The organism is Massilia endophytica, assembly GCF_021165955.1.
GTDB classification, from domain to species: domain Bacteria; phylum Pseudomonadota; class Gammaproteobacteria; order Burkholderiales; family Burkholderiaceae_D; genus Rugamonas; species Rugamonas endophytica.
This window is the reverse complement of record NZ_CP088952.1, coordinates 4,484,871-4,510,942: the sequence shown is the minus strand read 5'-3', so window position 1 is coordinate 4,510,942 and position 26,072 is coordinate 4,484,871. Positions and strand designations below refer to the sequence as shown.

Annotated in this window: 29 protein-coding genes; 16 read left to right on the top strand and 13 right to left on the bottom strand. The window is 64.7% G+C overall.

The annotated features are described in order from the left end of the window. Positions 1–71 precede the first annotated feature (71 nt). From LSQ66_RS20610 to LSQ66_RS20590, 5 genes are all read right to left on the bottom strand, one after another. Positions 72–1,769 carry an esterase/lipase family protein gene (locus tag LSQ66_RS20610; RefSeq protein WP_231767039.1) on the bottom strand — a complete coding sequence of 566 codons (1,698 nt, stop codon included), beginning with the start codon at positions 1,767–1,769 and terminating at the stop codon, positions 72–74. A gap of 75 nt (positions 1,770–1,844) precedes the next feature. Next, positions 1,845–2,288, bottom strand: coding sequence for an SH3 domain-containing protein (locus LSQ66_RS20605; RefSeq protein WP_231767038.1), 444 nt, complete (start codon positions 2,286–2,288; stop codon positions 1,845–1,847). Positions 2,289–2,378: 90 nt separating this feature from the next. Beyond that, positions 2,379–2,870 (bottom strand): protein-export chaperone SecB, encoded by a 492-nt coding sequence (gene secB, locus LSQ66_RS20600; RefSeq protein WP_231767037.1) that lies wholly within the window; start codon positions 2,868–2,870, stop codon positions 2,379–2,381. 162 nt (positions 2,871–3,032) lie between these two features. Then, on the bottom strand, positions 3,033–3,293 hold the full coding sequence (grxC, locus tag LSQ66_RS20595; RefSeq protein ID WP_231767036.1) for a glutaredoxin 3: 261 nt from the start codon (positions 3,291–3,293) through the stop codon (positions 3,033–3,035). A 20-nt stretch (positions 3,294–3,313) separates the two neighbouring features. After that, positions 3,314–3,715 carry a rhodanese-like domain-containing protein gene (locus LSQ66_RS20590; RefSeq protein ID WP_231767035.1) on the bottom strand — a complete coding sequence of 134 codons (402 nt, stop codon included), beginning with the start codon at positions 3,713–3,715 and terminating at the stop codon, positions 3,314–3,316. A gap of 103 nt (positions 3,716–3,818) precedes the next feature. On the opposite strand from LSQ66_RS20590, the gene gpmA reads away from it, so the two are divergent. The 16 genes from gpmA to LSQ66_RS20510 are packed head-to-tail and all read left to right on the top strand — an operon-like array spanning position 3,819 to position 19,109. After that, positions 3,819–4,565 (top strand): 2,3-diphosphoglycerate-dependent phosphoglycerate mutase, encoded by a 747-nt coding sequence (gene gpmA / locus LSQ66_RS20585; protein ID WP_231767034.1) that lies wholly within the window; start codon positions 3,819–3,821, stop codon positions 4,563–4,565. Between the two features lie 7 nt (positions 4,566–4,572). Continuing rightward, positions 4,573–5,988, top strand: a complete 1,416-nt coding sequence (locus LSQ66_RS20580) for a murein hydrolase activator EnvC family protein (protein ID WP_231767033.1) — start codon at positions 4,573–4,575, stop codon at positions 5,986–5,988. An 11-nt stretch (positions 5,989–5,999) separates the two neighbouring features. Further along, a complete protein-coding gene (locus LSQ66_RS20575; RefSeq protein ID WP_231767032.1) occupies positions 6,000–7,478 on the top strand; it encodes a S41 family peptidase in 1,479 nt (492 codons plus the stop codon). 3 nt (positions 7,479–7,481) lie between these two features. Beyond that, a complete protein-coding gene (locus tag LSQ66_RS20570; protein WP_231767031.1) occupies positions 7,482–8,228 on the top strand; it encodes a HesA/MoeB/ThiF family protein in 747 nt (248 codons plus the stop codon). A gap of 54 nt (positions 8,229–8,282) precedes the next feature. Next, positions 8,283–8,726: a type II secretion system major pseudopilin GspG gene (gspG, locus tag LSQ66_RS20565; protein WP_231767030.1), complete on the top strand. Its 444-nt coding sequence runs from the start codon at positions 8,283–8,285 to the stop codon at positions 8,724–8,726. Between the two features lie 11 nt (positions 8,727–8,737). Then, entirely contained in the window at positions 8,738–9,199 is a 462-nt protein-coding gene (gene gspH, locus LSQ66_RS20560; RefSeq protein WP_231767029.1) for a type II secretion system minor pseudopilin GspH, read from the top strand. Further along, positions 9,196–9,564, top strand: coding sequence for a type II secretion system minor pseudopilin GspI (gene gspI / locus LSQ66_RS20555; RefSeq protein WP_231767028.1), 369 nt, complete (start codon positions 9,196–9,198; stop codon positions 9,562–9,564). The genes gspH and gspI overlap by 4 nt, the downstream gene beginning before the upstream one ends. Beyond that, a complete protein-coding gene (locus LSQ66_RS20550; RefSeq protein ID WP_231767027.1) occupies positions 9,561–10,175 on the top strand; it encodes a prepilin-type N-terminal cleavage/methylation domain-containing protein in 615 nt (204 codons plus the stop codon). Before gspI ends, LSQ66_RS20550 begins: the two co-directional genes overlap by 4 nt. Next, entirely contained in the window at positions 10,172–11,122 is a 951-nt protein-coding gene (gspK, locus tag LSQ66_RS20545; protein WP_231767026.1) for a type II secretion system minor pseudopilin GspK, read from the top strand. The genes LSQ66_RS20550 and gspK overlap by 4 nt, the downstream gene beginning before the upstream one ends. 22 nt (positions 11,123–11,144) lie before the next feature. After that, positions 11,145–12,380: a type II secretion system protein GspL gene (gene gspL / locus LSQ66_RS20540; RefSeq protein ID WP_231767025.1), complete on the top strand. Its 1,236-nt coding sequence runs from the start codon at positions 11,145–11,147 to the stop codon at positions 12,378–12,380. Next, complete coding sequence (gene gspM / locus LSQ66_RS20535) at positions 12,377–12,886, top strand: type II secretion system protein GspM (protein ID WP_231767024.1); 510 nt, start codon at positions 12,377–12,379, stop codon at positions 12,884–12,886. The genes gspL and gspM overlap by 4 nt, the downstream gene beginning before the upstream one ends. Further along, positions 12,886–13,659, top strand: a complete 774-nt coding sequence (gene gspN, locus LSQ66_RS20530; protein WP_231767023.1) for a type II secretion system protein N — start codon at positions 12,886–12,888, stop codon at positions 13,657–13,659. The genes gspM and gspN overlap by 1 nt, the downstream gene beginning before the upstream one ends. After that, on the top strand, positions 13,659–15,842 hold the full coding sequence (gene gspD, locus LSQ66_RS20525) for a type II secretion system secretin GspD (protein ID WP_231767022.1): 2,184 nt from the start codon (positions 13,659–13,661) through the stop codon (positions 15,840–15,842). Before gspN ends, gspD begins: the two co-directional genes overlap by 1 nt. Further along, positions 15,842–17,263 (top strand): type II secretion system ATPase GspE, encoded by a 1,422-nt coding sequence (gene gspE / locus LSQ66_RS20520; RefSeq protein WP_231767021.1) that lies wholly within the window; start codon positions 15,842–15,844, stop codon positions 17,261–17,263. The genes gspD and gspE overlap by 1 nt, the downstream gene beginning before the upstream one ends. Before the next feature lie 3 nt (positions 17,264–17,266). After that, positions 17,267–18,487 (top strand): type II secretion system inner membrane protein GspF, encoded by a 1,221-nt coding sequence (gspF, locus tag LSQ66_RS20515; RefSeq protein ID WP_231767020.1) that lies wholly within the window; start codon positions 17,267–17,269, stop codon positions 18,485–18,487. A gap of 16 nt (positions 18,488–18,503) precedes the next feature. After that, positions 18,504–19,109, top strand: coding sequence for a type II secretion system protein N (locus LSQ66_RS20510; RefSeq protein ID WP_231767019.1), 606 nt, complete (start codon positions 18,504–18,506; stop codon positions 19,107–19,109). 104 nt (positions 19,110–19,213) lie between these two features. Here the strand turns inward: LSQ66_RS20510 and LSQ66_RS20505 are convergent, their stop codons facing one another. From LSQ66_RS20505 to LSQ66_RS20470, 8 genes are all read right to left on the bottom strand, one after another. Next, the gene (locus LSQ66_RS20505; protein ID WP_231767018.1) at positions 19,214–19,366 is read right to left on the bottom strand and encodes a hypothetical protein; all 153 of its coding nucleotides are present in this window, start codon (positions 19,364–19,366) and stop codon (positions 19,214–19,216) included. A gap of 38 nt (positions 19,367–19,404) precedes the next feature. Further along, positions 19,405–20,739: an ATP-dependent protease ATPase subunit HslU gene (hslU, locus tag LSQ66_RS20500; protein ID WP_231767017.1), complete on the bottom strand. Its 1,335-nt coding sequence runs from the start codon at positions 20,737–20,739 to the stop codon at positions 19,405–19,407. 4 nt (positions 20,740–20,743) lie between these two features. Continuing rightward, positions 20,744–21,280 carry an ATP-dependent protease subunit HslV gene (gene hslV / locus LSQ66_RS20495; protein WP_231767016.1) on the bottom strand — a complete coding sequence of 179 codons (537 nt, stop codon included), beginning with the start codon at positions 21,278–21,280 and terminating at the stop codon, positions 20,744–20,746. Positions 21,281–21,358: 78 nt separating this feature from the next. Next, positions 21,359–22,606, bottom strand: coding sequence for a hypothetical protein (locus LSQ66_RS20490; protein WP_231767015.1), 1,248 nt, complete (start codon positions 22,604–22,606; stop codon positions 21,359–21,361). A gap of 69 nt (positions 22,607–22,675) precedes the next feature. Beyond that, a complete protein-coding gene (dksA, locus tag LSQ66_RS20485; RefSeq protein WP_231767014.1) occupies positions 22,676–23,122 on the bottom strand; it encodes an RNA polymerase-binding protein DksA in 447 nt (148 codons plus the stop codon). A gap of 97 nt (positions 23,123–23,219) precedes the next feature. Beyond that, on the bottom strand, positions 23,220–24,269 hold the full coding sequence (locus LSQ66_RS20480) for a CobW family GTP-binding protein (protein ID WP_231767013.1): 1,050 nt from the start codon (positions 24,267–24,269) through the stop codon (positions 23,220–23,222). 97 nt (positions 24,270–24,366) lie between these two features. After that, positions 24,367–25,317: a tyrosine recombinase XerC gene (locus LSQ66_RS20475; RefSeq protein WP_231767012.1), complete on the bottom strand. Its 951-nt coding sequence runs from the start codon at positions 25,315–25,317 to the stop codon at positions 24,367–24,369. Positions 25,318–25,325: 8 nt separating this feature from the next. Continuing rightward, positions 25,326–25,997 carry a DUF484 family protein gene (locus tag LSQ66_RS20470; RefSeq protein WP_231767011.1) on the bottom strand — a complete coding sequence of 224 codons (672 nt, stop codon included), beginning with the start codon at positions 25,995–25,997 and terminating at the stop codon, positions 25,326–25,328. Positions 25,998–26,072 lie beyond the last annotated feature (75 nt).

Below are 26,072 nucleotides of genomic sequence, written 5' to 3'. Positions count from 1 at the left end.
TTCCATGGTTGAAGAAAATGCCAACTAACACTGCAGCCAGCAGCAAGAGTATCGCTCTACGGCTTCTCGAATCACCTAGCATCGCTTTCCCACTTCATTTGTTCCGCAATACGGACGATGCTGTAGAGAGTTGACCGCAGAGCGCGCTGGTTCTGATAACTTGATTGATGTTCGTAGTCGGTCTGGCGGAAGATCCCCTTGAATTTTCCACTTAGCAGTTGATGTTCAGCGGACCTCAACGGCACTGTTTCATCCCCCGGGCCCTTGGATGCTCCAAGAACGGCCAGGCCTTTCATCCGAGGACGATTTGGCGGTGGGTTTGCTTCCAACAGTGTGAGCTGGCATTGTTGGTCATCGTCTTCGATGTTCAGACAATGCCAATCGATGCCGGGAAAACTATGCTTCAGATCCCAGGTTACGGTTTCCCAAGAGGGGCGGCTCGGATCAGCTCCGTAGTGTGCGTAGCTAGTGTCGTGGTAGGTTTCCCGTATCGTTTCATGAAACTGGCATGCTTGGTCCAGCATCAACTTCGTGCGCTCAACGCCAGCTTTCTTGTCTCCGCCTGGGTTCAGCCACTCGGAGCGGAGAAGGCCGTACCAACAGCCGTCTGCCTTGTAGATTTCCTTGTAAGGATCTCCGTGCTTGGGAAACTTGTCGAACAGCGTGCCGTTGCATCTGATCTCCAACCATCCGTTCCCGTAGGCTTTGCTCGGCAATAGCTCGAGTCCTCCGAGGGAATTGCCTAAGACGGCGGTCACCTTGGACCCGGTATCGCCCAGCACTCGTGCAGTAAGGGACATGTTCAGAGGGCCTTGCTCAAAACCGCACCGCATGCGCTTGTAAGCTGCGGGCGCTCCCATTGCGGGCATAACGCCATGAACCATTCCCAGGATGATTGACGCAGCGTTCCCGAAATCTGGATGTACCAGTGCGCGCGCGACAAGGCCGCCCATTGAGTGCGTTACGATGATGACTTTCTCGCACTCGAAGCGTCCCTTCTTGTAGTAAGAGATCAACGCGCGGATGCGTTTGCTTAGCTGGCGAGCCGAAACCTCGTTGCCTTGAAGCCAGTTATATCCCATTGCATGGACGGGGAAGAAGCATTCCTTCGTAGCTCTGCGCAACTGGTCGAACGTGAGCGGCGCCATATCGGTCGGCGCGCCGGAGGTCCAGCTGCGGGGATCTTTGTCGAGGATGGTCTTCCAGCAGTCGTCCTTGATATTGCAGTTCAAATACTTCTCGCAGGTTTCCAGGATGTCCCGATAGCTGGAGAAGTAGACTTCGCCCCAGCCGCGCGACATGGCTTTCTGCTCCTTTGTCTTGGCAAGCGCCCCTAGCCCAGGTGGATCGTCGCTGAGGAATACCGAAGGCAGTTCCGACGACATGCGCAGGCGGATGTTGCTCAGGTAGTGCCGTTCATCCGCCGTTTCCTTGGAACCTGTGGGGCTGCTTGCGGGGTCATAGGTGTCGACCTCTGTTTGATTGGGATCGAGTTGCAGCTGGCGTTGTCCGGCGCTTGCTTTCATCAGCGCTATTGCCTCGGCAGTGCGGTCCGGACGCCAGGCAATATTGTTGGTTTTTTCGATCTGCTTCTGCCGCGCTGCGCTCATCCGGAGGTTCGATCCCATAATGCCGGGCAGAAATACGATGGGAATCACCCGCCGCGGCGGGACCATCATTCTCTGGGGAGTCTTATCTTCCAGCGGCGTGAAGAAGCCGTAAGTCGTACGGCCGCCATGCTCGATAAAGATGGGCAGTTGAGTTGGCATTGGTCTCCCCCACGTGTCGGGAAACCATCGTCACATAATGCTCAGCGTTAAGAATTGATGTCCAGCAAGGGACTTTTAGATGCCCCAGATATCGGCATTGCGGATATACCCGATCAGCCCATCCCGATGCCGCACCTTGGTCCAGTCATTGGCTGCCGGTTCCAGGTATTCGAGGATGACGCTCTTGTCCGCGACAAAGACCGTGGTGGAAGACTCGTCCGCTTCCGCCTTCACCTTCACATTGGCCGACTTCACCACCACATTGCGCTTGGGCGAGAGCCCCTTGGCCTGGGTCCAGGCCAAGTCGCCCGTAATGTCGCGCACCTTCACCCACTCGCCGTAGCTGAGCACCACTTCCAGGGGCGCGCCGCGCGGCACGATGAAGAGCTTGTTGCCCTTGAGCGAGGGCGCGTCGTAGAGCACGACGGGCGTCGCGCCCACCGTCTTGAAATCGGCCGCCTGCCCGGCCAGGGCGGCCAGCAGCAAAAGCAACGCGAATAGCAGACGGGAAATATTCATTGCACAAACCCTCGGCCCAAATAAACAAAGGCCACGAATGGCCTTTGTTTTGATTATGCAGCCGCAACAGCGGCTGCTGATGTCCAGCTATTACTGAACGGTGGTGCTGCCTTCAGCCGGGGTCGAACCGGCGGCTGCAGCCTGCTGCTGGGCGATGGCCTGCAGACGCTGCTGGTAGAACACTTCGAAGTTGATCTCGGCCAGGTGCACGGGCGGGAAGCCGGCGCGGGAGATCACGTCCGCAATGTTTGCACGCAGGTAAGGATACACGATATTCGGGCAGCCGATGCCCAGTACCGGATCCAGCTGGTCTTCAGGAATATTGCGGGCTTCGAAGATGCCGGCCTGCTTGCCTTCCACCAGGAATGCCACCTTGTCTTTGATCTTGGCAGTCACGGTGATGGTCACGGTCGATTCGTAGATGCCTTCGGCCAGCGGCTCGGCGCCAACGTCCAGGGACACTTCGATCGATGGGGATTCCTGTTCCAGGAAAATCGCCGGCGAGTTCGGCTGTTCCAGCGACATGTCTTTCAGGTAGACGCGTTGGATTTGGAATACGGGTTGCAGGTTTTCGTCAGACATGGAACGCTTTCAAGAATTAGAAAAGAGCGGCCACGCCGCTCTGTATTAATAGTGCTTTTTGGCCAGACTTGGGGTGGCCCAAATCAAACGCGAGGGCAATTGTAGCAAAACTATTATGCAAACAGCCTATTTTGGCTGTCGCCACGTTGCTATTTGTGCGCGTTAACCTTTTAGCAAGGGATCGAGGCCCCCGCGCATGTCCAGCGCGTGCAGGTCGTCGAAGCCGCCCACATGGGTGTCGCCGATGTAAATCTGCGGCACGGTGCGGCGGCCCGTCTTCTGCATCATTTCCTGGCGCTGGGCCGGGTCGAGGTCGACGCGGATTTTATTGATGCCTTTCACGCCCTTGCTTTCCAGCAGGCGTTCGGCGCGTACGCAATAAGGGCACACGGCGGTGCTGTACATGGTGACATTGGCGGTCATGGCATTCCCCTTCCAAAGCGTTATTTGGTGATAGGCAGGCTCTGCGCCTGCCATGCGTCGATGCCGCCGTCGAGGACGAGGACATCGCTGAAACCCGCCTTTTCCAGGATTTTCGCCGCGCCGAAGGCACGGGCCCCTTTTTGGCAGACGACCACGGCCGTCTTGTTCTTGAATTTGTCCAGCTCGCTACCGCGCTGGGCCAGCTCGGCCAGCGGAATATTCTTTGCGTCCGGCAAGTGGCCGGCGGCAAAGGCGCTCGCCTCGCGTACATCCACAATGGTGGCTTTACCCCGGTTTATCAACAGGGTCACTTCCTGCGGCGAGGCTTTTTTCCCCCGCTGGGTCAGGGACGGCCACAGCAGCGCGCCGCCGGAGAGCAGAACGATGCCAATAAGAAAGATATGGTCGAGAACGAATTTCACGGGCTTCCAATGGTTGAAGTGAATGCGCGCATTATAAAATAGAAGGCGAACGACGGCTCAGGCGGTCCATTTCTGTCCCATTCCACCTTTAGAAGATTGCTCTATGTACAAAATTGTTTTCATGCGTCATGGCGAGTCCACCTGGAATCTCGAAAACCGTTTCACCGGCTGGACCGATGTGGATCTGACCGAGAAGGGCGTTGCCGAAGCGAAGGCCGCCGGCAAGGTGCTGAAGGAAGAAGGCTATGAGTTCGACCTGTGCTACACCTCCGTGCTGAAGCGCGCCATCCGCACCCTGTGGCTGACGCTGGACGAAATGGACCGCATGTACCTGCCCATCAAGCACGACTGGCGCCTGAACGAGCGCCACTACGGCGCCCTGCAGGGCCTGGACAAGGCGGAAACGGCCGCCAAGTTCGGCGATGCGCAAGTGCTGGTCTGGCGCCGCAGCTACGACACGCCGCCCCCGGCCCTGGAAGCGGGCGACGACCGCACCTCCTTCCACGATCCGCGCTACGCCGGTCTGCCGAAGGAGCAGATTCCCATGACCGAATGCCTGAAGGACACCGTGGCTCGCGTCATGCCCGCCTGGGACGAGGAAATCGCCCCCGCCATCCGCGCGGGCAAGAAAATCCTGATCTCGGCCCACGGCAACAGCCTGCGCGCCCTGATCAAGATGCTGGACGGCATCAGCGACGAAGCCATTGTCGGCCTGAACATTCCGAACGGCCAGCCCCTGGTGTACGAGCTGGACGCCGACCTGAAGCCTATCCGCCACTACTACCTGGGCGACCCGGCGGCCATTGCCGCGGCTCAGGCAGCTGTCGCCAACCAGGGCAAGGCCAAGTAAGCGCAGGATGGCAGTGATTCCGACCCGCCAGTGGCTGGCCGCAGCCCTGGCGCTGGCGCTGGCCGCCGGCAACGTGCTGGCGGCGCCCAAGCCCACCGAACGCAGCAAGCAGAAGGCTGTGGCCGAGGCCGAGCGCAAGGCCCTGCAGCAGAAGCTGAACGCCCTGAAGAGCGACATCGGCAAGACCGAGAGCGCGCGCGAGGATGCGGCGGATACGCTGGCCGAGTCGGAAGAAGCCATTTCCAATGCCCGCCGCTCCCTGCGCGAGCTGGCCGAGGAGCAGGAGCAGACCAACCAGCGCGTGAAGGAGCTGGCGGCCGAGCATGAACGCCTTGCCGCCGTGGTGGCGCAGCAGAAGCAGCAGCTCGCGAAGCTGCTGCGCGAGCAGTACGTAACGGGCAACGAAGACCGCATCAAGCTCCTGCTTTCGGGGGACAACCCGAACCGCATCAACCGCGAGCTGCAGCTCATGTCCTACGTTTCGCAGGCGCAGGCGCGCCTGCTCGCTTCCCTGCGCGCCAACCTGGCGGCGGTGGAGGCGAACCAGGCGCAGGCCCAGAATGCCAAGGACGAACTGGAAGAAATCGCCGAGGAGCAGCGGCAGCAGAAGGAAGTGCTGGAGAAGGAAAAGCAGCGCCGCGCGGCCCTGCTGGCGAACCTGTCGCGCAAGCTGGAGAGCCAGCGCAAGGAGGTGGGCAAGCTGGAACGGGACGAGCAGCGCATGGGCGCCCTCGTGAATCGCCTGAACAAGCTTATCGAGGAACAGGCGCGCGCCGCCGCGGCGGAGAAGAAGCGCAAGGAAGAACTGGCCGCCGCCCGCGCCGCGAAGGCCAAGGCGGAAGCGGACGAGCGGGCGCGCATCAAGGCCGAACGCGAACGCATCGCCCGCGAAAACAAGGGCAAGCCAGTGAAGGAGCAGAAGCCCCTGCCGGAGGAGCCGCGCGTGGCGAAGGACGACAAGCCCGAAGCGCGCGACGAAGGCGCGGCCCGTCCGTCCGAGGTGGCCTTGGCGCCCGCCGCGCCGGATGGCGCCTTCGCCAGCCTGAAAGGGCGCATGCAGGCGCCGGTGTCCGGCAAGGTGGCCGCGAAGTTCGGCAGCAAGCGTGGCGACAGCCCGGCGTGGAAGGGCATGTTCATCCAGGCGCCGGAGGGTGCGGAAGTGCGCGCCGTGGCGGGCGGCCGGGTGGTGTTCTCCGAGTGGCTGCGGGGCTTCGGCAACCTGATCATCGTCGACCATGGCAACCAGTACATGAGCATTTACGGCAATAACCAGTCCGTCCTCAAACGGGCGGGGGACGTGGTGAAGGCGGGCGACGTGATCGCAGCGGCCGGAAATACCGGTGGCAACGAAGAATCGGGTTTATACTTTGAACTGCGTCATCAGGGCCGGGCCTTCGATCCGGCCGGGTGGGTGAAGTTCTGAGCGGGAAAAACATGGGCAACAAAGTCAAGAGTTTCGGCCTGATTGGCCTGGGCATGGTGGCCGGCGTCGCCGCCTCGATGCAGTTTTCCGCCATCGCGCAGAAGGCGGACGCGCCGCTGCCCCTGGAAGAACTGCGCCAGCTGTCGGACGTTTTCGGCCTGATCAAGTCGGACTACGTGGAAAGCGTCGACGACAAGAAGCTCCTGCAGGACGCCATCTCCGGCATGGTGGCCTCCCTCGATCCCCATTCCATCTACCTCGATAAGAAAGCCTTCCGCGAAATGCGGGAGTCGGTGCAGGGCAAGTTCGTCGGCATCGGCATCGAGGTATCCACGGAAGACGGCTACGTGAAGGTGGTGTCGCCCATGGAGGATTCTCCGGCCTACAAGGCGGGCATCAAGGCGGGCGACCTCATTACGCGCCTGGACAACGTGCCCCTCAAGGGCCTGTCCCTGGACGAAGCGATCAAGAAGATGCGCGGCGAGCCGCGCAGCAAGGTAGTGCTCACCATCTCCCGCAAGGGCGAGGACAAGCCGCTGATCTTCCCCATCGTTCGCGAGGAAATCCGCGTGCAGAGCGTGAAGGCGAAGATGGTGGAGCCGGGCTATGCCTGGCTGCGCATCTCGCAGTTCCAGGAACCCACGGTGGAAGATTTCGCGAAGAAGCTGGGCGGCCTGTACGCGCAGAATCCGGATATCAAGGGCGTGGTGCTGGACCTGCGCAACGATCCAGGCGGCGTGGTGCCGGGCGCCATCGGCGTATCGGCGGCCTTCCTGCCGAAGGATTCGGTGGTGGTATCCACCAACGGCCAGCTGGCCGATTCGAAACAGACTTTCTACGCGCGCCCTGAGTACTACTCGGTGCGCGGTCCTGCCGACCCCCTGTCCAAGCTTCCCGCCGCCGTGAAGACGGTGCCGCTGGTGGTGCTGGTGAATGCCGGTTCTGCCTCCGCTTCCGAAATCGTTGCTGGCGCCCTGCAGGACTACAAGCGCGCCATCGTCATGGGCAGCCAGACTTTTGGCAAGGGCTCGGTGCAGACCCTGCGCCAGCTCACCGCCGACACGGCCATCAAGCTCACCACCGCGCGCTACTACACGCCGCACGGCCGCGCCATCCAGGCCAAGGGCATCGTGCCGGATATCGCCGTCGATGAAACGCCGGATGGCGATGGCCTGAACAGCCTGCGCCTGCGCGAAGCGGACCTGGAGAAGCACCTCTCCGGCGATTCGGAGGACAAGCGTCCCGTGAAGCTGGACGAGCTGGAAGAGGAGCAGCGCATCCTCACCTTGGCGAAGAAGCAGAAGCCCATCGAATTCGGCGGCAAGGACGATTTCCAGCTGGCCCAGGCCCTGAATCACTTCAAGGGCCTGCCCGTGAAGCTGGCGCGCGCCGACACCCCGGCCGAAAAGGCCGCCGAGCAAATGCTGGTGAAGCCCGAGATCAAGTCCGACATCAAACCGGAAGACAAGAAGGCGCCGGCCCGGAAGTAAGGCATGGACGATTCGCAGCTGCTGCGCTATTCGCGCCATATCCTGCTCGATGAAATCGGCATCGAAGGGCAGCAGAAGCTGTTGGAGGCGCATGCCCTGGTGATCGGCGCGGGCGGCCTCGGCTCCCCGGCGGCCATGTACCTCGCCTCCGCTGGCATCGGCAAGCTCACGCTGGTCGATCACGACAAGGTCGATCTCACCAACCTTCAGCGCCAGATCGCGCACACCACGGAGCGCGTGGGCCGCTACAAGGCCGAATCGGCGCGCGAGGCGCTGGCCCAGATCAATCCCGGCACGGAAGTGGTGGCGCTGGTCGAGCGTGCGGACGATGCGCGGCTGAACGAACTGGTGAAAACCGCCGACGTGGTGCTCGACTGCACGGACAATTTCAAGACCCGCCACGCTGTGAACCGCGCCTGCGTGGCGCACAAGGTGCCGCTGGTTTCGGGCGCCGTCATCCGTTTCGACGGGCAGATCAGCGTTTTCGACCCGCGCAGCGGCGAAAATCCCTGTTATTCCTGCCTCTTCCCGCAAGACCAAGCCTTCGAGGACGTGGCCTGCTCCACCATGGGGGTGTTCGCGCCTCTGGTGGGCGTGGTTGGGGCCATGCAGGCCGCTGAGGCGCTCAAGCTGGTGATGGGCATCGGCGAATCACTGGCTGGCCGCCTGCTGCTGCTGGACGGGCTGCGCATGGAATGGAGCAGCATCCGCATCGGGCGCCACGAAGGCTGCCCCGTCTGCGCGGCGTAGGCTATACTGCTCGCTGCCTTTTCGCACTAACTTACGACAACTGGTTTCCATCTCATGCAAAAAGTCTTACATCGCACGAAACGCTCCCGTGGTTTCACCCTGATCGAAATCATGGTGGTGGTCGTCATCATGGGCGTGCTGGCCGCGCTGGTAGTGCCCAAGCTCCTGAGCCGTACCGGCGAATCGAAAATTGCAGCGGCCAAGGTGGATATCTCCACCATCATGCAGGCGCTGAAGCTCTACAAGCTGGATAACCAGCGTTTCCCCACCACAGAACAGGGCCTGCAGGCGCTGATCACCAAGCCCACCGCCGGTCCCGCAGCCAATGGCTGGAAAGAGGGCGGCTACCTGGAGAAGATGCCGAAGGACCCGTGGGGCAACCCTTACCAGATGCTCTCGCCCGGCGTGAAGGGCGAAGTGGACGTGTTCTCCTACGGTGCGGACGGCCAGCCTGGCGGCACCGGCGACGACGCCGACATCGGCTCCTGGGACATCTAGCAAGCACGCATATGTGGCGCCGCCAGCGGGGTTTCACCCTGATCGAGCTTTTGGTGGTGCTGGTCATCATCGGCCTCACGCTGGGCCTCGTCACCATGAACGCGGCGCCGAGCCAGCGCCAGGCCATGCAGCAGGAAGCCCAGCGCGTGGCCCTGCTGCTGCAGCTGGCGCGGGACGAAGCCATCGTGCGCAACCGCCCCATCGCCTTCGAGGCCAATGCCGAGAGCTACCGCTTCCTGGTGCGTAACGGGCGCCAGTGGGAAACCTTGCCGCAGGACGACATGCTCCGCCAGCGCGAGTTCAAGCGCAGCCCGGTAACCCTGCTGCTCGACCCCCCCTCGAATATTCCCGGCACCATGCGCATCGTCTTCGGGCGCGAGCCGGTGGACAAACCCTTCGTGCTGACGCTTGCAAGCGGCGACGTGAGCGCCGCCATCCGCGCCGACGGCATCGGCCACTTCACGGTGGAATGATGAAGAAGGCACGCGGCTTTACCCTGCTGGAGGTGCTGGTGGCGCTGGTCATCGTGGGCACGGCCTTGGGCGCGTCCCTGCGCGCCGTGGGCAGCCTTACGCAGAACAGCGACGGCCTGCGCAGCGCCATGATGGCCACGTGGTCGGCCGAGAACCGACTGGTGCAGATCCGCCTCGGCAAGGTCTTCCCCAACGTGGGCAAAACCTCCTTCGCCTGTCCGCAGGGCGACCTGCAGCTGGTATGCGAGGAGGAAGTGATTCTGTCGCCAAACCCCCGCCTTCGCCGCGTGGAGGTCAGCGTGTATGAAGCCAGCCGGCCGGAGCGCCGCATCATCAAGCTGGTGCAACTGGTGCTGCGCGAATGATGGCCTTCCGCACAAAACGCGGCTTCACGCTGGTGGAGCTCCTGGTGGCCATCACCGTGCTCGCCATTGTGGCGGTGCTGGGCTGGCGCGGCCTGGACGGCATCGTGCGTTCGCGCGTACAGCTCACCGGCACCATGGAGCAGATGCGCGGCATGCAGCTGGCATTCGCGCAGATGCAGAGCGACCTTGAACAACTGGCCGGGAAGAAGCTGCTGAAGGACCGCGCCAACCTCGCAGCCGACAATGCCCGCCTGGTCTTCGTGCGTACCACCTTCCCGGAAAATGCGGCATCGCAGCTGCAGGTGGTGAGCTACCGCGTGCGCGACGGCGTGCTGACGCGGCGGGAGTCGCCATCCACCCGCGACCTGGCGCAGCTGGACGGCCTGTGGCAGGCGGCGATGAGCGACAGCGACCCCGTGGCGGGTGTGGCCATGCAGGGACAGGTGGACACAATGGGCGTGCGCGTCTGGCAGGGCGGGAACTGGCAGGCTCCCGGCAACGGCGGGGCCACGGCGCCCGGAGCCGATACGCCGCTGGGGCTCGAAATGTCGCTCAAGCTGCGCGGCCAGGCCACGCCCCTGGTGAAGATCTTCCTGCTGGGGGCGATATGAAGGCGCGCCTGGCGAAACAGCGCGGCGTGGCCGTGGTCACGGCGCTGCTCCTGACAACTCTGGCCATCACGATTGTCGCCAGCCTGTTCTGGCAGCAGCAGGTGCAGGTGAGGTCCATGGAAAACCAGCGCCTGCACCTGCAAACGCGCTGGATCCTGCGCGGCGCGCTGGACTGGGCCCGCCTGATCCTGCGCCAGAGCGGCTACGACGACCGCGAGGTCACACGCGAGAACGGCGTATGGGCTACGCCGCTGGCGGAAACGCGGCTCGACCAGTACGTGGAGCGTGAGCGCCTCGAGAACGAATCCTACGATGCGACAATCGCCGGACAGATTTACGACGCCCAGTCGCGCTACAATCTTGGCAGTCTTGCACGGCAGGGCCAGGTGGTGCCGGAGCAGCTGGAAGTATTCCAGCGCCTGCTGGTGCAGCTGCAGCTGGATGCCGGGCTGGCGGTAACCGTCGCCAACGAAGTGGCGCGGTCGCAGCAACCGCAGCAGGGTACGGGCGGGCAGCAGCCAGCGGTGGCAACGACGATGGAGCTGCTGCGCGTTGAGGACCTGCTTGCCGTTGCCGGATTTACCCAGCAAGCTGTTGAGGCGCTGCGGCCCTTTGTCATCGTGCTGCCTGACGATGCGGCGGTCAATGTGAACACGGCTTCGCCGGAGGTGTTGGCCGCGCTGGTGCAGGGCATGAGTGTGTCGCAGGCGCAGGCACTGGTGCAGACGCGGCGCAGGACGCCGTTCCTGACGAGGCAGTTGTTCGATACGCAGCTTAGCCAGCTGGGGCTCAGCACCACGGCGGCGCGAGTCGTGGAGAGTAACTTCTTCCTGGTGCAGAGCTGGGTGAAGCTGGATCGGGCGGCGCTGGAAACCTGGGCGCTGATCCGGCGGGCGAACCGCAACGGTCAGTATCTGACGTCGCTGGAATGGATCAGGGAAAACTGAAAAAGAACGAAAGCGAGACCTTTTGACAACTCTGTACATTAGCTATCCGCCCCGCGCGGCCGCAGGTGACAGCGGCGTGCCGCAAAGCTGCCACTTCGCGCTGGTGGGCGATGGCGGCAACGTCATGCAGCAGGGCGCTGGAGCGCTGGGCAATCTGCGCGACATGGTGGCCGCCGCACGCCGCGTGGTGCTGCTGCTGGCCGCCGCCGACGTGACGCTGCTGCGCGTGAAAGTGCCGCCGCTCTCCGGCGCGCGCCTGAAGGCCGCCCTGCCCAATCTCGTCGAAGAACATCTCCTGGGCGACCCGGCGGACTGCGTGCTCGCCCTCGCGCCCGCGCAGCCGAACAGCAGCGAGCGCACCGTCGCCGTCGTGCAGCGCGCCTGGCTGGAAGTGCTGGTGCAGGCCCTGGTGGCGCAAGGCGCCAACGCCGTTTCGGCGATGCCCTCCCAGCTTTGCCTGCCGCTGGCGCCTGGCGGCGCCTCCGCCGCGCTGGCGACCGACGACGCGGGCATTGAACTGACCCTGCGCGCCGCGCAGTACGAAGGCATGGGCCTCACGCTGCCCCCGGAACCGGAAGCCGCCCTGCACACGGTGCGCGCCCTCGCTGGCGACGCGCCCGTAACGCTCTACGTGCCGCCCGCACAGCGGGCGCAGTACGAAGCGCTGCTGCCGTCGGTCGGCGGCATCACGCTGGAAGACGACCACTGGGCGCACCGTATCGCCGCCTCGCGCGCCGTGCAGCTGGACCTGGCGGCGGGCCTCGCCGCAAGCAGCGGCGCCAATGCGCGCCTGTGGCAGCGCTGGCGCTGGCCGCTGCGCCTCGCCGTGCTGGCGCTGCTCGTCAACATCGCAGGCCTCAATATCGACTGGCTGCGCATGAAGCGTGAAGCGGACACCGTGCGCAAGTCGATGGAGCAGACCTTCCGCGCCGCTTACCCGAACGAGAAAGTGATCCTCGACCCGGCAGGCCAGATGCGCAAGAACCTCGCCGCGGCGAAGGCGGCGCGCGGCGCTACCGCGGCGGACGACTTCAACGCCATGAGCGCAGCGCTGGGCGAGGCGCTTGCCACGCTGCCCCGCCGGGACATTATCGCCTCGCTGGAGTACCGCGACCGCGCCCTCAACGTCAAGCTCAAGCCCGATGCCGCCGATCCCGGCGCGCTTGCGCAGGTGCAGGCCGCGCTGGCGAACCACCGCCTGTCGCTGACGGAGTCCGCGCCCGGCGTGTGGCAGGTTCGCGCAGGAGGAAAATCATGAGCACCGTACGCGAACAACTGAACGGCTACCGCGCGCAGGCGCGCGCTTTCTGGTCTGAACGCACGGAGCAGGAACGCAAGTTTCTGGCCGTTGGCGGTATCGTCGTCATCGTGGGCCTGGTCTATGGCCTGCTGATCGATCCTGCCCTGAGCGGCCGCGAACAGCTTAACAAGGACCTGCCGAAGCTGCGCCAGCAGGCGGCCGAACTGCAGGCGCTGGCCGCCGAAGCCGCCCAGCTCTCGGCCCAGCCGCCGCTGCAGGCGCCGCCCATGACGCGCGAGTCCCTGAACACGGGTCTGTCCGCGCGCGGCCTGACGGCTGCTTCGGTGGTCATGACGGGTGAATATGCGAAGCTCGAATTCAAGGGCGCCTCCTTCGCAGGCATCGTTACCTGGCTCGACGCCATCCGCCGCGAGAACCGCATCGCAGTGCAGGACGCGAGCTTCACGGCACAGACTCCCGCAGGCATGGTGGACGCCACCATCACCCTGCGGCAGGAGCGTTGATGAAGCGCGCCGTGCTATGGTTGCTGGCGATTGCTGTTACGGCGGCGCTGACGCTGGCCGTCTTCTTCCCCGCCAGCTGGCTCGCCGCCCTGGTGGAAAAGCAGACGGCAGGGCGTTTGACGCTGGGTGACCCGCAAGGTACGCTGTGGAGCGGTTCGGCCTTTATCGGCGGGGCCGCCAGCCACAGCGGCGCGATTACGCCGCTGCTGCCCGGCCGTTTCAGCTGGAAGATCTCGCCGCTTGTGCTGGTCGGCAGTGTGAACATGGATCTGGAGAATCCGGACGCGCTCACGCAGCCCCTGCACGTTACGGGAAGCTGGAAGGAATGGCAGCTGAGCCCCGGCGCCCTGAAGCTGCCTGCCGATGGGCTGGCAGGCCTGGGGGCGCCGCTCAACACGCTGGCCTTCAGCGGAGCGATGCAGCTCTCCTGGACATCGCTGCAGCTGGCGCTGGTGGACCGCAACGTCGTCATCAACGGCCAGACCACGCTGCAGATGCAGGACATGTCCTCGCGGCTGGTGCCGATCCGGCCGCTGGGCAGCTACCAGGTGGCGATGGACTGGCGCGGCCAGCAGGCCGGGCTCACCGTCAGCACCGTAAAAGGGCCGCTGCTGCTGCGCGGTTCCGGCAACATCAATCACGGCCGCTTCCAGTTCTCCGGACAGGCCGAGGCGGCAGAAGGATACGAAGCGACGCTGGGCAGCCTGCTCAACCTGCTGGGCCAGCGCCGCAATATCAGCGGTAAAAATGTCATCGCACTAGAGTTCAGATAATGAAAAAACAGTCTGCAAGCAAAACCCCCACCCCCGTGCTGCGCCGCATGAGCGCAGCGGCACTCCTGTGCTGCGTGCTGGGCCAGTCCGCCGGACCCGCCTGGGCCCAGGCCGACGAGGCTGCGCTGAACTTCGTTGGCGCCGACATCGAGTCCGTCATCAAGGCAGTGGGGCACTACACCAACATCACCTTCCTGATCGACCCGCGCGTGAAAGGCACGATCACGCTGGTGTCCGAGAAGGCGATCAGCAAGTCGCAGGCCTTCAGCCTCCTGACTTCCGCGCTGCGCCTGCAAGGCTACGCCATCGTCAGCGGCGACGGCTACGCGAAGGTGGTGCCGGAAGCGGAAGCCAAGCTGCAGGCCAGCCCCACCATCGTGGGCGGCCAGGCCGCGCCGAAAGGCGACCAGGTGGCGACGCAGGTCTTCCACCTGAACCACGAGTCGGCGGCGAACCTCGTCACGGTGCTGCGCCCCCTGATCACCCCGAACAACACGATCAACGCGAATCCGGGCAATAACACGCTCGTCATCACCGACTATGCGGACAACCTGAAGCGCCTGGCCAAGATCATCGCTTCCATGGATTCGCCTGCGGCGGCGGACATGGACGTGATCCCCGTACGCAATGCCATCGCCAGCGACCTGGCAGCAATGATCAACAAGCTGATGGAACCCGGCGCAGGGGGCGATGGCGGCGGCCGCGTGAGCGTGCTGGCCGATCCGCGCACCAATTCGCTGGTGCTGCGCGCGCCGTCCGTGGCGCGCGCCAATCTGGCGAAATCGCTGATCGCAAAGCTGGACCAGCCGACCACCCAGGCGGGCAATGTGCACGTGGTCTACCTGAAGAACGCGGATGCGACCAAGCTGGCAGAAACCCTGCGCGCCGTCATTTCCGGCGAAGCCGCGCCGACCGGTGGCAGCAACACGGGAGGCACGCTGGGCAGCAACCAGGCCACCATGCAGACGGGCGCCAACAACACCATCGGCCAGACCGGGGTGGCGGGGCAGGGCGCCGGCAGCACCAATCCGCTGCTGAACGCGGCCCGCAGCGCGACCCAGTCCACTGCTGGCGGCGCGGGCGGCTTCATCCAGGCCGACGCCTCCACCAACACCCTCATCATCACCGCGCCGGAAGCCGTCTACCGCAACCTGCGCGCCGTGATCGACCAGCTGGACGTACGCCGCGCCCAGGTCTACATCGAAGCCCTGATCGTCGAAGTCAGCGCGGACAAGGCTTCCGAGTTCGGCGTGCAGTGGGTGGGCGCATCCGGCGACAGCAAGAGCACCTACCGCCTCGGCGGCCTGCAGTCCTTCGCCAGCGGCGGCAACAACCTGGTCAACGTCTACAACGGCACGGCGGCGCCGGGCAACGGCCTCACCATCGGCGTATTCAAGCAGCTGGCGGACGGCAAGTTCGGCCTGGGCGCCGTGGCGCACACGCTGGAGACGAACGGCAACGGCAACATCCTCTCCACGCCGAACATGATCACGCTGGATAACGAAGTGGCCACCATCCGCGTGGGCCAGAACGTGCCTATCCTCACGGGCCAGTTCACCACCACCTCGGGCACCAACACCAACCCCTTCCAGACCATCGACCGCAAGGACGTGGGCCTGACGCTGAAGGTGCGCCCGCAGATTTCGGAAGGCGGCACCATCAAGCTCGCCATCTACAACGAATCGTCCAGCGTGGACCAGTCCTCGCTGGCCGCAACGGCCGGCATTACGCTCAACACCCGCGTCATCGAGAACAACGTGGTGGCGGACGATGGCCAGATCATCGTACTGGGCGGCCTGATCGAAGACCGCGCGGGCGACAACGTCGAGAAGGTGCGCGGCCTTGGCGATATCCCCGTCATTGGCAACCTGTTCAAGTACAGCACCCGCAGCCGCAAGAAGACCAACCTCATGGTCTTCCTGCGTCCTGTCGTCATTCGCAACAAGGAACAGAGCATGAGCCTTGCCGCCGACCGCTACGACTACATGCGCGCCGCGGGCGCCGAGTTCACGCCGAGCGACACGGTGCTGTTGAAGCAGCTGGGCCAGCCGCAGCTGCCTGCGCTGACCAATGGCGTGCCAGGTTCTGAAGGCGGCCTTGCCCGCCCCGTGCCGCCTGCACCGGTTCCAGTGCGCGACCCGGGCGCCGCTGCGCCTGAGACCACCAACACTCCGCAGCGATAATGAGCAATCTCCTGCCTTACGCCTTCGCGCGCGACTTCCTCGTCCTGGCCAAGCCGGGCGAGCAGGTGGCGAACCAGGTGGACGTGTACGTATCCAGCGCGACCGCGCCTTCGGCCATCGCCGAGGTGTCGCGCCGTTTCGGCCGCATCCATCTCAAATCCCTGCCGCGCGCCGACCTCGAAGCCGCCATCGCCGAAGCCTATGCAGGCGCGGGCGGCGACGTATCGCAGGTGGCGGACGAATTCGACGCCGACCTCGATCTCACCAAGCTGCTGCAGGATGTTCCCGCCATCGAAGACCTGCTGGAATCCTCGGACGACGCGCCGGTGATCCGCATGATCAACGCGCTGCTCACCCAGGCCCTGCGTGACGGTGCTTCGGACATTCACGTTGAACCCTTCGAGCAGGTTTCGGTGGTGCGCTTCCGCATCGACGGCGCGCTGCGCGACATCGTCAAGCCGCGCAAGGCCATCCACGGCTCGCTGATCTCGCGTATCAAGATCATGGCGCAGCTGGACATCGCTGAAAAGCGTCTGCCGCAGGACGGCCGCATCACGCTGCGCGTGGGCGGCAAGCCTGTTGACGTCCGCGTGTCCACGCTGCCCACCGGCCACGGCGAGCGCGCCGTGCTCCGTCTATTGGACAAGGAAGCGGGCCGCCTCGACCTGCAGCATCTCGGTATGAGCGACGGCATGCTGGCCCAGTTCAACGGCCTGATCACCCAGCCCCACGGCATCGTCCTCGTGACGGGCCCCACCGGTTCGGGCAAAACCACCACGCTCTACGCCGCGCTCTCGCTGCTCAACTCCACGACCACCAACATCCTCACAGTGGAAGACCCCATCGAGTACGATCTCGCCGGGGTGGGACAGACGCAGGTGAACCCGCGCATCGACATGAGCTTCGCCAAGGCCCTGCGCGCCATCCTGCGCCAGGACCCCGACGTCATCATGATCGGCGAGATCCGCGACCTGGAGACCGCGCAGATCGCCGTACAGGCCTCGCTCACCGGCCACCTCGTGCTGGCCACGCTGCACACCAACGACGCCGCGTCGGCGGTGACGCGTCTGCTGGACATGGGTATCGAGCCCTTCCTGCTCTCGTCTTCGCTGCTCGGCGTGCTGGCCCAGCGCCTCGTGCGCAAGCTGTGCCCCGTCTGCAAGACCTTCGAAGCGGGCCAATGGAAGGCCGTCGGCTGCGAACAGTGCGGCAGCACCGGCTACCAGGGCCGCGTGGGTATTTACGAGCTCCTCGAAACGACGGAACAGATCCGCGCCCAGATCCACGACCGCGCCTCCGAAGCGGAGATTCGCAACGTCGCCATCGCCGACGGCATGAAGACCATGCGCGAAGACGGCGAACGCTGGATCGCGGACGGCACCACCACGCTCGCCGAACTGCTGCGCGTCTCCAAGGACTAAGCGATGCCCGCATTCCGCTATGAAGCCGTCGACGAGGCAGGCGCAACGAAAAAAGGCGTGCTCAATTCGGACAGCGCCCGCTCCGCGCGTGCCGACCTGCGCGCGCAAGGCCTGGTGCCGATCAAGGTGGACGCCATTTCCGCCCAGGTGGATGCGAGCGGCGCAGCCACGCGCCGCGGCTTCGGCGAGAAGCTCTCCACCAGCGAACTGGCCCTGTTCACGCGCCAGCTGGCCAGCCTGCTCGAAGCGGGCCTGCCACTGGAACAGGCCTTCACGGCCCTGCTGGAACAGGCCGAGCGCCCCTATGTGCGCGACCTGATCGCATCGATCCGCTCGGAGGTGATAGGCGGCGCATCGCTGTCGGACGTGCTCTCGCGCCACCCGCGCGACTTCGCCGAAATCTACCGCGCCCTGGTCGCATCCGGCGAGCAGATCGGCCAGCTCTCGCGCGTGCTCTCGCGGCTTGCGGACTATATCGAAAGGCGCAACGCCCTGGTGCAGAAGGTGAAGCTGGCTTTCACCTATCCCGCTATCGTGACGGTGGTGGCATTCGCCATCGTGATCTTCCTGCTGACGTATGTGGTGCCGCAGATCGTATCCGTGTTCGCCAACACCAAGCAGAAGCTGCCCGTTCTCACCATCATCATGCTGGCCGTGTCGGACTTCGTGCGGAACTACGGCCTGATCGTGCTCGTGCTCCTCATTGGCGCATGGTTCATGTGGCGCCGCGCGCTGCAGAACATCGCGCTCAAGCTGCGCTGGCATACCTGGCTGCTCACGGCGCCCCTGTACGGCAAGTTCGAACGCAGCCTGAACACTTCGCGTTTCGCCAGCACGCTCGCGATCACCACCGGCTCCGGCGTGCCGATCCTGCGCGCGCTGGAGACCAGCCGCGACACCCTGTCCAACGTCGCCATGCGCCAGCTGGTGGAAGACGCCAGCAACGCCGTGCGCGAAGGCGTGAGCCTCGCGCGTGCACTATCCGCGCAAAAACACTTCCCGCCCATGCTGATCCACATGATCCGCGCAGGCGAAATCACGGGCGAGCTGCCCGCCATGCTCGAACGCGCCGCCAGCGCGCAGGAACAGGACCTGGAGCGCCGCACGCTCACCATTGCGGGCCTGCTCGAACCGGCGCTGATCCTGGCCATGGGCGTGGTCGTGCTGCTGATCGTGCTGGCCGTGCTGATGCCCATCATCGAGATCAACCAGCTGGTGCGCTGAACACTGGAGAACACATTTGAACCGACTACCCTTCCTGAGCACCCTGGCCGCCGTGGTCGCGCTGACCGCCTCGCTGGCCTACTGGGGCCTGCAGCTCTTCAAGCCGCAGCAGCGCCCCATTGCCGTGGTGCCCGTGCAGCAGATGCCCGAAGCCTCGCCCGACATGGCGCGCGGCCTGTTCGGCGGCCAGACGGCCGTTGCCGCGGTCAGCAACTACCAGCTGGTGGGCGTGGTCGCCTCGCGCGCGGGGCAGCGCAGCGTGGCCATCATCGCCGCGAACGGCGAACCGGCCAAGGCGTATCCGATAGGCGAAGAAGTGGCGCCGGGTGTCACCGTACATGATGTGCAGGCGCGCCATGTGATCCTGCTGGAAGGCGGGGTGCAGAAGCGCATCGACCTGCCAGCGGCTGAAGGCGTATCCTCCACCACCACGGCGCCGCTGGCGCCGGTGAACCCGCCCACAATCACGCCGCCGCCGGCGCCGGTGGCCCAGGCTCCATCGGCCACGCCGCTGGTGACTCCGCCGCCCGGCACCCCGGTCGGCCCGCCCGGCCAGCTGGCGCCGATCCCGAATGCTCCGGTCCAGACGGCCCCCGCCCAGCGCCCGGTCACCTCGCAATAAAAAACAGAAAAAGTTGCTTAATTGGGGACAGACCCCTTTAAGAAATTTTGCGAATTTCTTAAAGGGGTCTGTCCCCAATTAAGCAACTTTTTACGGCGACCGGGTTAATCGTCGGGGTCGGGCTTGAGCTTGGCTTTGGCGATGGCGCGCTTGGCGGCTTGCCGTTCGGCGCTCTTGCTGCGCTCGTGGGGACCTGCGGAACGCGCCTTCGCCAGCCCCGCAAACGGGTTGCGGGGCTTGACGGGCGGGGCGGTCACGACGATCTTCTGCCGCGTCCGCAAGGTCTTGTTGGCCATTACAGGACGTAGCGGGAGAGGTCTTCGTTCACCGCCAGCGCGTCCAGCCGCTGGTTGACGTAGTCGGCGTCGATCACCACCGTCTTGCTGCCGCCTTCCGTCGCCGTGAAGGAGATCTCTTCGAGCAGCTTCTCCATCACCGTGTACAGGCGCCGCGCGCCGATGTTTTCCGTGCGCTCGTTGACCTGGTAGGAGATCTCTGCCAGCCGCGTAATGCCTTCGGGCGAGAACTCCAGCTTCAGGCCCTCCGTCGCCAGCAGGGCTTCGTACTGGCGCGTCAGGCAGGCGTCGGTGCTCGTCAGGATGCGCTCGAAGTCGGCAATCGACAGCGATTCCAGCTCCACCCGGATGGGGAAGCGCCCTTGCAGCTCGGGGATAAGGTCCGAGGGCTTGGCCAGATGGAAGGCGCCGGAGGCGATGAACAAGATGTGGTCGGTCTTGATCATGCCGTACTTGGTGTTGACCGTGGTGCCTTCCACCAGCGGCAGCAGGTCGCGCTGCACGCCCGCGCGCGATACGTCGGCGCCGCCCGTCTCCGAGCGCGAGGCGATCTTGTCGATCTCGTCCAGGAAGACGATGCCGTTCTGCTCCACGTTCTGAATCGCCTTCTGCTTCATCTCGTCTTCGTTCACGAGCTTGGCCGCCTCTTCGTCCAGCAGCAGCTTCATGGCTTCCCTGATCTTGATCTTGCGCGCCTTCTTTCGCCCGCCGCCCACGCCCGAGAACATGGACTTGATCTGCTCGGTCATTTCCTCCATGCCGGGCGGCGCCATGATTTCCATCTGCGGCGCCGGCTCGGCCAGCTCGATCTCGATTTCCTTGTCGTCCAGCTCGCCCTGGCGCAGGCGCTTGCGGAAGGTCTGGCGCGTGCTGTCGCTGGCAGGCGCGTCGCTCTGCGTATTGGCGAAGCCGAAGTCGCGCGGCGGCGGCAGCAGGATGTCGAGCACGCGGTCTTCCGCCGCGTCCTCGGCCCGCGCGCGCACCTTGGCCATCTCGGACTGGCGGGTCTGCTTCACGCCGATGTCGATCAGGTCGCGGATGATGGTGTCCACATCGCGCCCCACATAGCCCACCTCGGTGAACTTGGTGGCTTCGATCTTGATGAAGGGCGCGTCGGCCAGCTTGGCGAGGCGGCGCGCGATCTCGGTCTTGCCCACGCCGGTGGGACCGATCATGAGGATGTTCTTGGGCGTGATCTCGTGGCGCAGGGGCTCTTCCACCTGCTGGCGGCGCCAGCGGTTGCGCAGCGCAATGGCGACGGCGCGCTTGGCCTTGCCTTGGCCGACGACGTGCTTGTCCAGTTCGCCGACGATTTCCTGGGGTGTCATGTTCATGGGCTCAGTCCAGCGTTTCGATGATGTGGTTCAGGTTGGTGTAGATGCACAGCTCGCCTGCGATGGTCAGGGATTTCTTGACGATCTCGGCCGGGCTCAGTTCCGTGTTCTCGGCCAGGGCCTTGGCCGCGGACTGGGCGTAGCTGCCGCCCGAGCCGATGGCGCCCACGCCGTCTTCCGGCTCCAGCACGTCGCCGTTGCCGGTAATGACCAGGGTCGATTCGCTGTCGGCCACCAGCAGCATGGCTTCCAGGCGGCGCAGCACGCGGTCGGTGCGCCAGTCCTTGGCCATCTCGACGGAGGAGCGCAGCAGGTTGCCCTGGTGCTTCTCCAGCTTGGCTTCGAAGCGCTCCAGCAGGGTGAACGCGTCCGCGGTGCCGCCCGCGAAGCCCACCAGCACCTTGCCGTTGTAGACCTTGCGCACCTTGCGCGCCGTGCCCTTCATGACGATATTGCCCAGGGTTACCTGGCCATCGCCGCCCAATGCGACCTGTTTGCCGCGCCGCACGCACAGAATGGTGGTGCCGTGAAATTGTTCCATAGTGCCCTCGATGAGTGACGCCTCTGCGTCCAGCCCCGGAAATGGGGATGGGACGTCAAAATTGCAAGTTGCTTCGAATCAGTAGCGATGCGGCTGCAGGCGGGCGATCCGGCCCATGCCCACCAGGCGCAGCAGGGCCGCCGCCAGGTGGTTCAGGGCGCGGAATTCGATGCGGCGCCCCGGCAGGGCTTGCAGGGCCGCCAGCAGCTGGTTGGCGGCGCCGAATTCGATGCGCGCCAGCCGCGAGCAGTCGAACACCAGCGCCGGATACCGTTCAGCATAGGCGGCAATCCGGCCGAGTAAAGCAAGGTCGTCCGTATGGATGACTTCAGGCAACACAAAACGCTCGCCGCCCGCGGGCGCGGGCTGGCGCATGCGCGCTTCCACCTTGTCCTGCGGCGGCCGGAAGGGCGGGGGCGAGACCTCGAAGGCGAGGCAGTAGTCCATGCTGACATCCTCGAACTCCTGTTCCAGGTTCTGCAGGCGCAACAGTTCGAGCAGGAGCAGCCAGGGCGCCTCGCCCTGGGCCTTGTCCCTGAGGCCGGGCAGGGCGCGGAGGTGGCCGCACAGCACGTCGGCCCCCGGCAGGGCCAGCTCAAGGCCGGGCCGCTCGATCTGGTTCAGGGCCTGCAGCAGCAGGGCGCAGCCGACCGGTTCGGCGCCCGTGAGCCGCCCCAGCTCCAGGCGCAGCTGGCTGGCCTGGGCCGCCGTGGCGCGCAGGGTGCCGATCTGCTCGGCCACCTGCTCGTCCAGCAGGCCGGAGAGCACTACCGTCTGCACGGCCCCGGCGTGGGCGTCGGACTGGTCCGCTGCGGGGGGATTCCAGGGCGGCGGGGAGGTTTCGAAGGCGGCGGCATAGTCCAGGGACAGGCTGTCGAAGTCCTCCTGCCGCCCGAGAATCTGGTAGAGGTCGAACAGCATCCACCACACCATGCGGTCCTTCGCGTCCAGCCCGCTGCGCAGCAGCAGCCCGGCCGCCTCCAGCTCGCCGTTCGCGTACAGGATGGCCACTTCCTCCACCAGGGGCGCGCTTTCGGCCGCGGCCGCTTCGGCGGGCGTGTCCTCGTCTTCCAGCAGCTCGGTGGTGAAGTCCTCGGTGAAGGGGCTGGACGGTGCGGCGGCGGGACGGGGAGGGCGGCGGAACACGGGTTCCGGGCTATCGAAGATGTCGGCCGCCATGGCCGCTTCGATGGCGTCGATTTTCAGGGCCGTGGCGCGCGCCAGCTCGCGCTGCAGCTCCGCCTGGGCGGCACGGCGGGCGGCGGCATCGTCCTCGGGGACGGCCTCGCCTTCCTTGTTTTTCCTGAACTTGGAGAAAATGCCCACGCCCTAGTGTAGCTGAACGCGAAAAAAAAGCATGCCCGGGGCATGCTTTTTGTGCTGAGCTCGGAAGGATCAGTCCCCGTAGAGCTTCTGCTTCAGTTCGCGGCGCTGCTGCGCTTCCAGCGACAGCGTGGCGGTCGGACGGGCGATCAGGCGCGGAATGCCGATCGGTTCGCCGGTTTCCTCGCACCAGCCGTACTCGCCGTTGTCGATGGCGATGAGGGACTGCTGCACTTTCTTGAGCAGCTTGCGCTCGCGGTCGCGGGTGCGCAGCTCCAGCGCATGCTCTTCCTCGATGGTGGCGCGGTCGGCCGGGTCCGGCACCAGCACGGTTTCGCGCAGGTGTTCGGTGGTTTCGCCGGCGTTCTTCAGAAGCTCCTTTTCCAGCGCCTGCAGCCGGGCCTTGAAGAAGGCCATCTGCGCCGGGTTCATGTAGTCCTTGTCGCTCATCTTCAGAATCTGTTCTTCCGTGAGCAGCGGAGCTTCAGCGGCGGGGGTCGATTTATTAGTTTTCGTCATGACTTCGCTTACCTTCGATACGACAGAGTTTTCAAATAGCAGATGTTCGGCGACATCTGGCCCGGCTCAGCCGGTCCCCACACAAAACCGGGTTAGTTTATACCAAACATTGTTCCAAACCGCGAATAAACACGTCTTTTGGTAAATTTTTGCCAATAAACACCATTTTGCTGCCGCGAACGTCGCTTTCGCCCCATTTCGCGCCCAGATCGCTTCCCATGATCTGGTGGACGCCCTGGAATACTACCTTGCGCTCGGCGCCTTGCATCCACAATACGCCTTTGTAGCGCAACATGCGAGGGCCGTACACGTTGATCAGGCCGCCGAGGAACTCGTCCAGCTTGTTGGGATCGAAAGGCCGCTCGCTGCGGAAGGCAAAGGCTGCGATCTCGTCAGTATGATGGCTATGGTGATGATCGTGCGCATGACTGGGATGGTCGCAGTGTTCGCCATGCTCGTGGTCGTGATCGTGGTGGTGTTCGTGCTCTTCGGCGGCCAGGAAATCGGGGTCGATCTCCAGCTTCTCGTTCAGGTTAAAGCCTTTCAGATCAAGCACTTCCGTGATCGGCGCGCGGCCGAAGTCGGAACGGCTGATGGGCGCGCGCGGGTTGATGCGCTTGAGGCGGGCGCACAGGGCGTCCACGGCGGCCGCGTCCACCAGGTCAGTCTTGGAGAGCAGGATCTTGTCGGCGAAGCCCACCTGGCGCTGGGCTTCCTCGTTCTCGTCCAGCTGCTGGTTGGCGTGACGCGCATCTACCACAGTCACGATGGCGTCCAGCATGTAGTTGCTGCCCACTTCGTCGTCCACGAAGAAGGTCTGGGCCACGGGGCCGGGATTGGCCAGGCCGGTGGTCTCGATCACCACGCGGTCGAACTGGATCTCGCCGGCGGCGCGGCGGCGCGCCAGGTCGGAGAGGCCAATGATGAGGTCGCCCCGCACCGTGCAGCAGATGCAACCGTTATTCATTTCCACGATCTGCTCGCGGCTTTCCTGCACCAGGATCTCGTTATCGATATTTTCCTGGCCGAATTCGTTTTCGATCACGGCGATGCGCATGCCGTGGTTTTCCTGCAGGATGCGGTTCAGCAGGGTGGTTTTTCCGGCGCCCAGGAAGCCGGTGAGAATAGTGGTGGGAATCAGTGCCATGTGCGCTTTACCGGTAACAGAATCGGTCGATTATGCCGGAATTTCAAGAGAGCTGTCCAACGGCGGAATTGATCTGAATCAGCCTTAATGCCCGGCCTTACTTGATTTTAGCCCGGGGATGAGCCTTGTCATAGACCTGGGCAAGATGCTGGAAATCCAGCGCCGTATACACCTGGGTCGAGCTGATGCTGCTGTGGCCCAGCATCTCCTGCACGGCGCGCAGGTCGCCCGAGGACTGCAGCACGTGGGAGGCGAAGGAGTGGCGCAGCATGTGCGGGTGCACATGCATGGGTGCGCCCGTGGCCAGGCTGTGCTGCTTGAGGCGCTGCTGCACCACGCGGGGCGACATGCGGCTGCCGCGCGCGCTCAGGAAGAGGGCGGCGCTGCCGTCCGCCGGCGCGGGGCGCACGGCCAGCCAGGCGTCCAGCGCGGCCAGGGCCGCCTTGCCCACGGGCACGCGGCGCATCTTGCCGCCCTTGCCGGTCACGACCACTTCCGCATTGTCCCGCTCCAGCCAGCCCGCCGAGGCGCCGCGGCCCGCCTCCGCCTTGCGGAAGACGAGGTCGAGGCCGCACAGCTCCGAGACCCGCAGCCCGCTCGAATAGAGCAGCTCGAACATGGCCAGGCTGCACAGCTCGGCGGGTTCGCTGCCCGCGGCGGCTGTGCGCGCCGGGGTGGAGACCAGCTGCACGGCGTCGTCCACGGCCAGCGCCTTGGGCAGGGTCCTGGCGCGCTTGGGGGCCCGCACGCCTTCCACGGGATTGGCGGCGAGCTCCGTCTGGCCGCCCAGCCAGTCGAAGAAGCCGCGCCAGCAGGAGAGCTTGCGCGAAATCGTGCGCGCATCCTGCCCGGAGGCGTGCAGCTTGGCCGCGTAGCGGCGGATATCGAAGTGGTTCAGGGCGGCGGGCTCCCGCCCTTCGCTGAGGACGGCCAGCTCGCGCAGGTCGCGGCCGTAGGCGGCAGTTGTGTGATCGGACAGCTTGCGCTGGGTCTTCAGGTAGTCCAGCCAGGCGCCGGCCCAGTCCTGCTTGCCGTGCGCCCTGTCCATGGTGCGGCTCAGGCCACCAGGGGAGCCAGGGCCACGCTGGCGGTTTCGGCGATGTGGACCAGGAAGTCCGTCGCCATCAGGGCCGTGAAGCGTTCCGGATCGGGCGAGCCCATGATCAGCAGGCCGAAGGCCGGGTCGCGCGTGCCGGGCTTGCGCAGGGCGAGGATGACGGTGGACTTGATGCTGTCCGCATCGTCCAGCCAGCGCACGGCTTCGAAATCGTTATTGCTGCCGCAGTAGGGCGCCAGCAGGCTGTTGGCGAACAGGCGGGCGTCTTCCGACACGCCGGCGGCGAACCATTCGTCCGCATACTGGGACGGCACGTCGAACAGGCGCAGGGTGGCGGCGGGCACATGGAAGCTGTCCTTCAGGCCTTCGGTCATGGCGCGCGGCAGGGCGGCCGGGTCGCGCTCGCGCAGCAGCGCCTGGTTCCAGCTGTGGAAGCGGTTGGCGATGGCGGCGTTCTCGTGCGCGTGGCGGGTGAGCTCGGCCAGGCGCAGCTCCAGCGTCTTGTACTTCTCGCGCATCACTTCCATCTGCCTTTCCTGCAGCGACACGGCGCGGCCGGTGAGGGGGCTGGACAGCTTGACGTCCCCCAGCAGGTTGGCGTGTTCTTCGAAGAAATGCGGATGGTCGGCGAGATACTGCGCGACAGCCAGAGAGTCCAGTTGAGCGGTCATGTGTTGTTTCCCAAGTAAGGCATGCGCATTTTACCCGACAGCAAATAAAAAAAGACGCCCGCAGGCGTCTTTTTG

Excerpts from the sequence above, each read along its gene's own strand:
- dksA (WP_231767014.1), bottom strand. The coding sequence starts at position 23,122 with ATGACGAAAACTAATAAATCGACCCCCGCCGCTGAAGCTCCGCTGCTC.
- LSQ66_RS20605 (WP_231767038.1), bottom strand. The coding sequence starts at position 2,288 with ATGAATATTTCCCGTCTGCTATTCGCGTTGCTTTTGCTGCTGGCCGCC.
- gspE (WP_231767021.1), top strand. The coding sequence starts at position 15,842 with ATGAGCAATCTCCTGCCTTACGCCTTCGCGCGCGACTTCCTCGTCCTG.
- hslU (WP_231767017.1), bottom strand. The coding sequence starts at position 20,739 with ATGAACATGACACCCCAGGAAATCGTCGGCGAACTGGACAAGCACGTC.
- gspF (WP_231767020.1), top strand. The coding sequence starts at position 17,267 with ATGCCCGCATTCCGCTATGAAGCCGTCGACGAGGCAGGCGCAACGAAA.
- gspN (WP_231767023.1), top strand. The coding sequence starts at position 12,886 with ATGAAGCGCGCCGTGCTATGGTTGCTGGCGATTGCTGTTACGGCGGCG.
- gspG (WP_231767030.1), top strand. The coding sequence starts at position 8,283 with ATGCAAAAAGTCTTACATCGCACGAAACGCTCCCGTGGTTTCACCCTG.
- gspI (WP_231767028.1), top strand. The coding sequence starts at position 9,196 with ATGATGAAGAAGGCACGCGGCTTTACCCTGCTGGAGGTGCTGGTGGCG.
- gpmA (WP_231767034.1), top strand. The coding sequence starts at position 3,819 with ATGTACAAAATTGTTTTCATGCGTCATGGCGAGTCCACCTGGAATCTC.
- LSQ66_RS20475 (WP_231767012.1), bottom strand. The coding sequence starts at position 25,317 with ATGGACAGGGCGCACGGCAAGCAGGACTGGGCCGGCGCCTGGCTGGAC.
- LSQ66_RS20570 (WP_231767031.1), top strand. The coding sequence starts at position 7,482 with ATGGACGATTCGCAGCTGCTGCGCTATTCGCGCCATATCCTGCTCGAT.
- gspK (WP_231767026.1), top strand. The coding sequence starts at position 10,172 with ATGAAGGCGCGCCTGGCGAAACAGCGCGGCGTGGCCGTGGTCACGGCG.
- LSQ66_RS20575 (WP_231767032.1), top strand. The coding sequence starts at position 6,000 with ATGGGCAACAAAGTCAAGAGTTTCGGCCTGATTGGCCTGGGCATGGTG.
- gspM (WP_231767024.1), top strand. The coding sequence starts at position 12,377 with ATGAGCACCGTACGCGAACAACTGAACGGCTACCGCGCGCAGGCGCGC.
- LSQ66_RS20480 (WP_231767013.1), bottom strand. The coding sequence starts at position 24,269 with ATGGCACTGATTCCCACCACTATTCTCACCGGCTTCCTGGGCGCCGGA.
- grxC (WP_231767036.1), bottom strand. The coding sequence starts at position 3,293 with ATGACCGCCAATGTCACCATGTACAGCACCGCCGTGTGCCCTTATTGC.
- gspD (WP_231767022.1), top strand. The coding sequence starts at position 13,659 with ATGAAAAAACAGTCTGCAAGCAAAACCCCCACCCCCGTGCTGCGCCGC.
- hslV (WP_231767016.1), bottom strand. The coding sequence starts at position 21,280 with ATGGAACAATTTCACGGCACCACCATTCTGTGCGTGCGGCGCGGCAAA.
- LSQ66_RS20470 (WP_231767011.1), bottom strand. The coding sequence starts at position 25,997 with ATGACCGCTCAACTGGACTCTCTGGCTGTCGCGCAGTATCTCGCCGAC.
- gspH (WP_231767029.1), top strand. The coding sequence starts at position 8,738 with ATGTGGCGCCGCCAGCGGGGTTTCACCCTGATCGAGCTTTTGGTGGTG.
- LSQ66_RS20580 (WP_231767033.1), top strand. The coding sequence starts at position 4,573 with ATGGCAGTGATTCCGACCCGCCAGTGGCTGGCCGCAGCCCTGGCGCTG.
- LSQ66_RS20550 (WP_231767027.1), top strand. The coding sequence starts at position 9,561 with ATGATGGCCTTCCGCACAAAACGCGGCTTCACGCTGGTGGAGCTCCTG.
- secB (WP_231767037.1), bottom strand. The coding sequence starts at position 2,870 with ATGTCTGACGAAAACCTGCAACCCGTATTCCAAATCCAACGCGTCTAC.
- LSQ66_RS20610 (WP_231767039.1), bottom strand. The coding sequence starts at position 1,769 with ATGCCAACTCAACTGCCCATCTTTATCGAGCATGGCGGCCGTACGACT.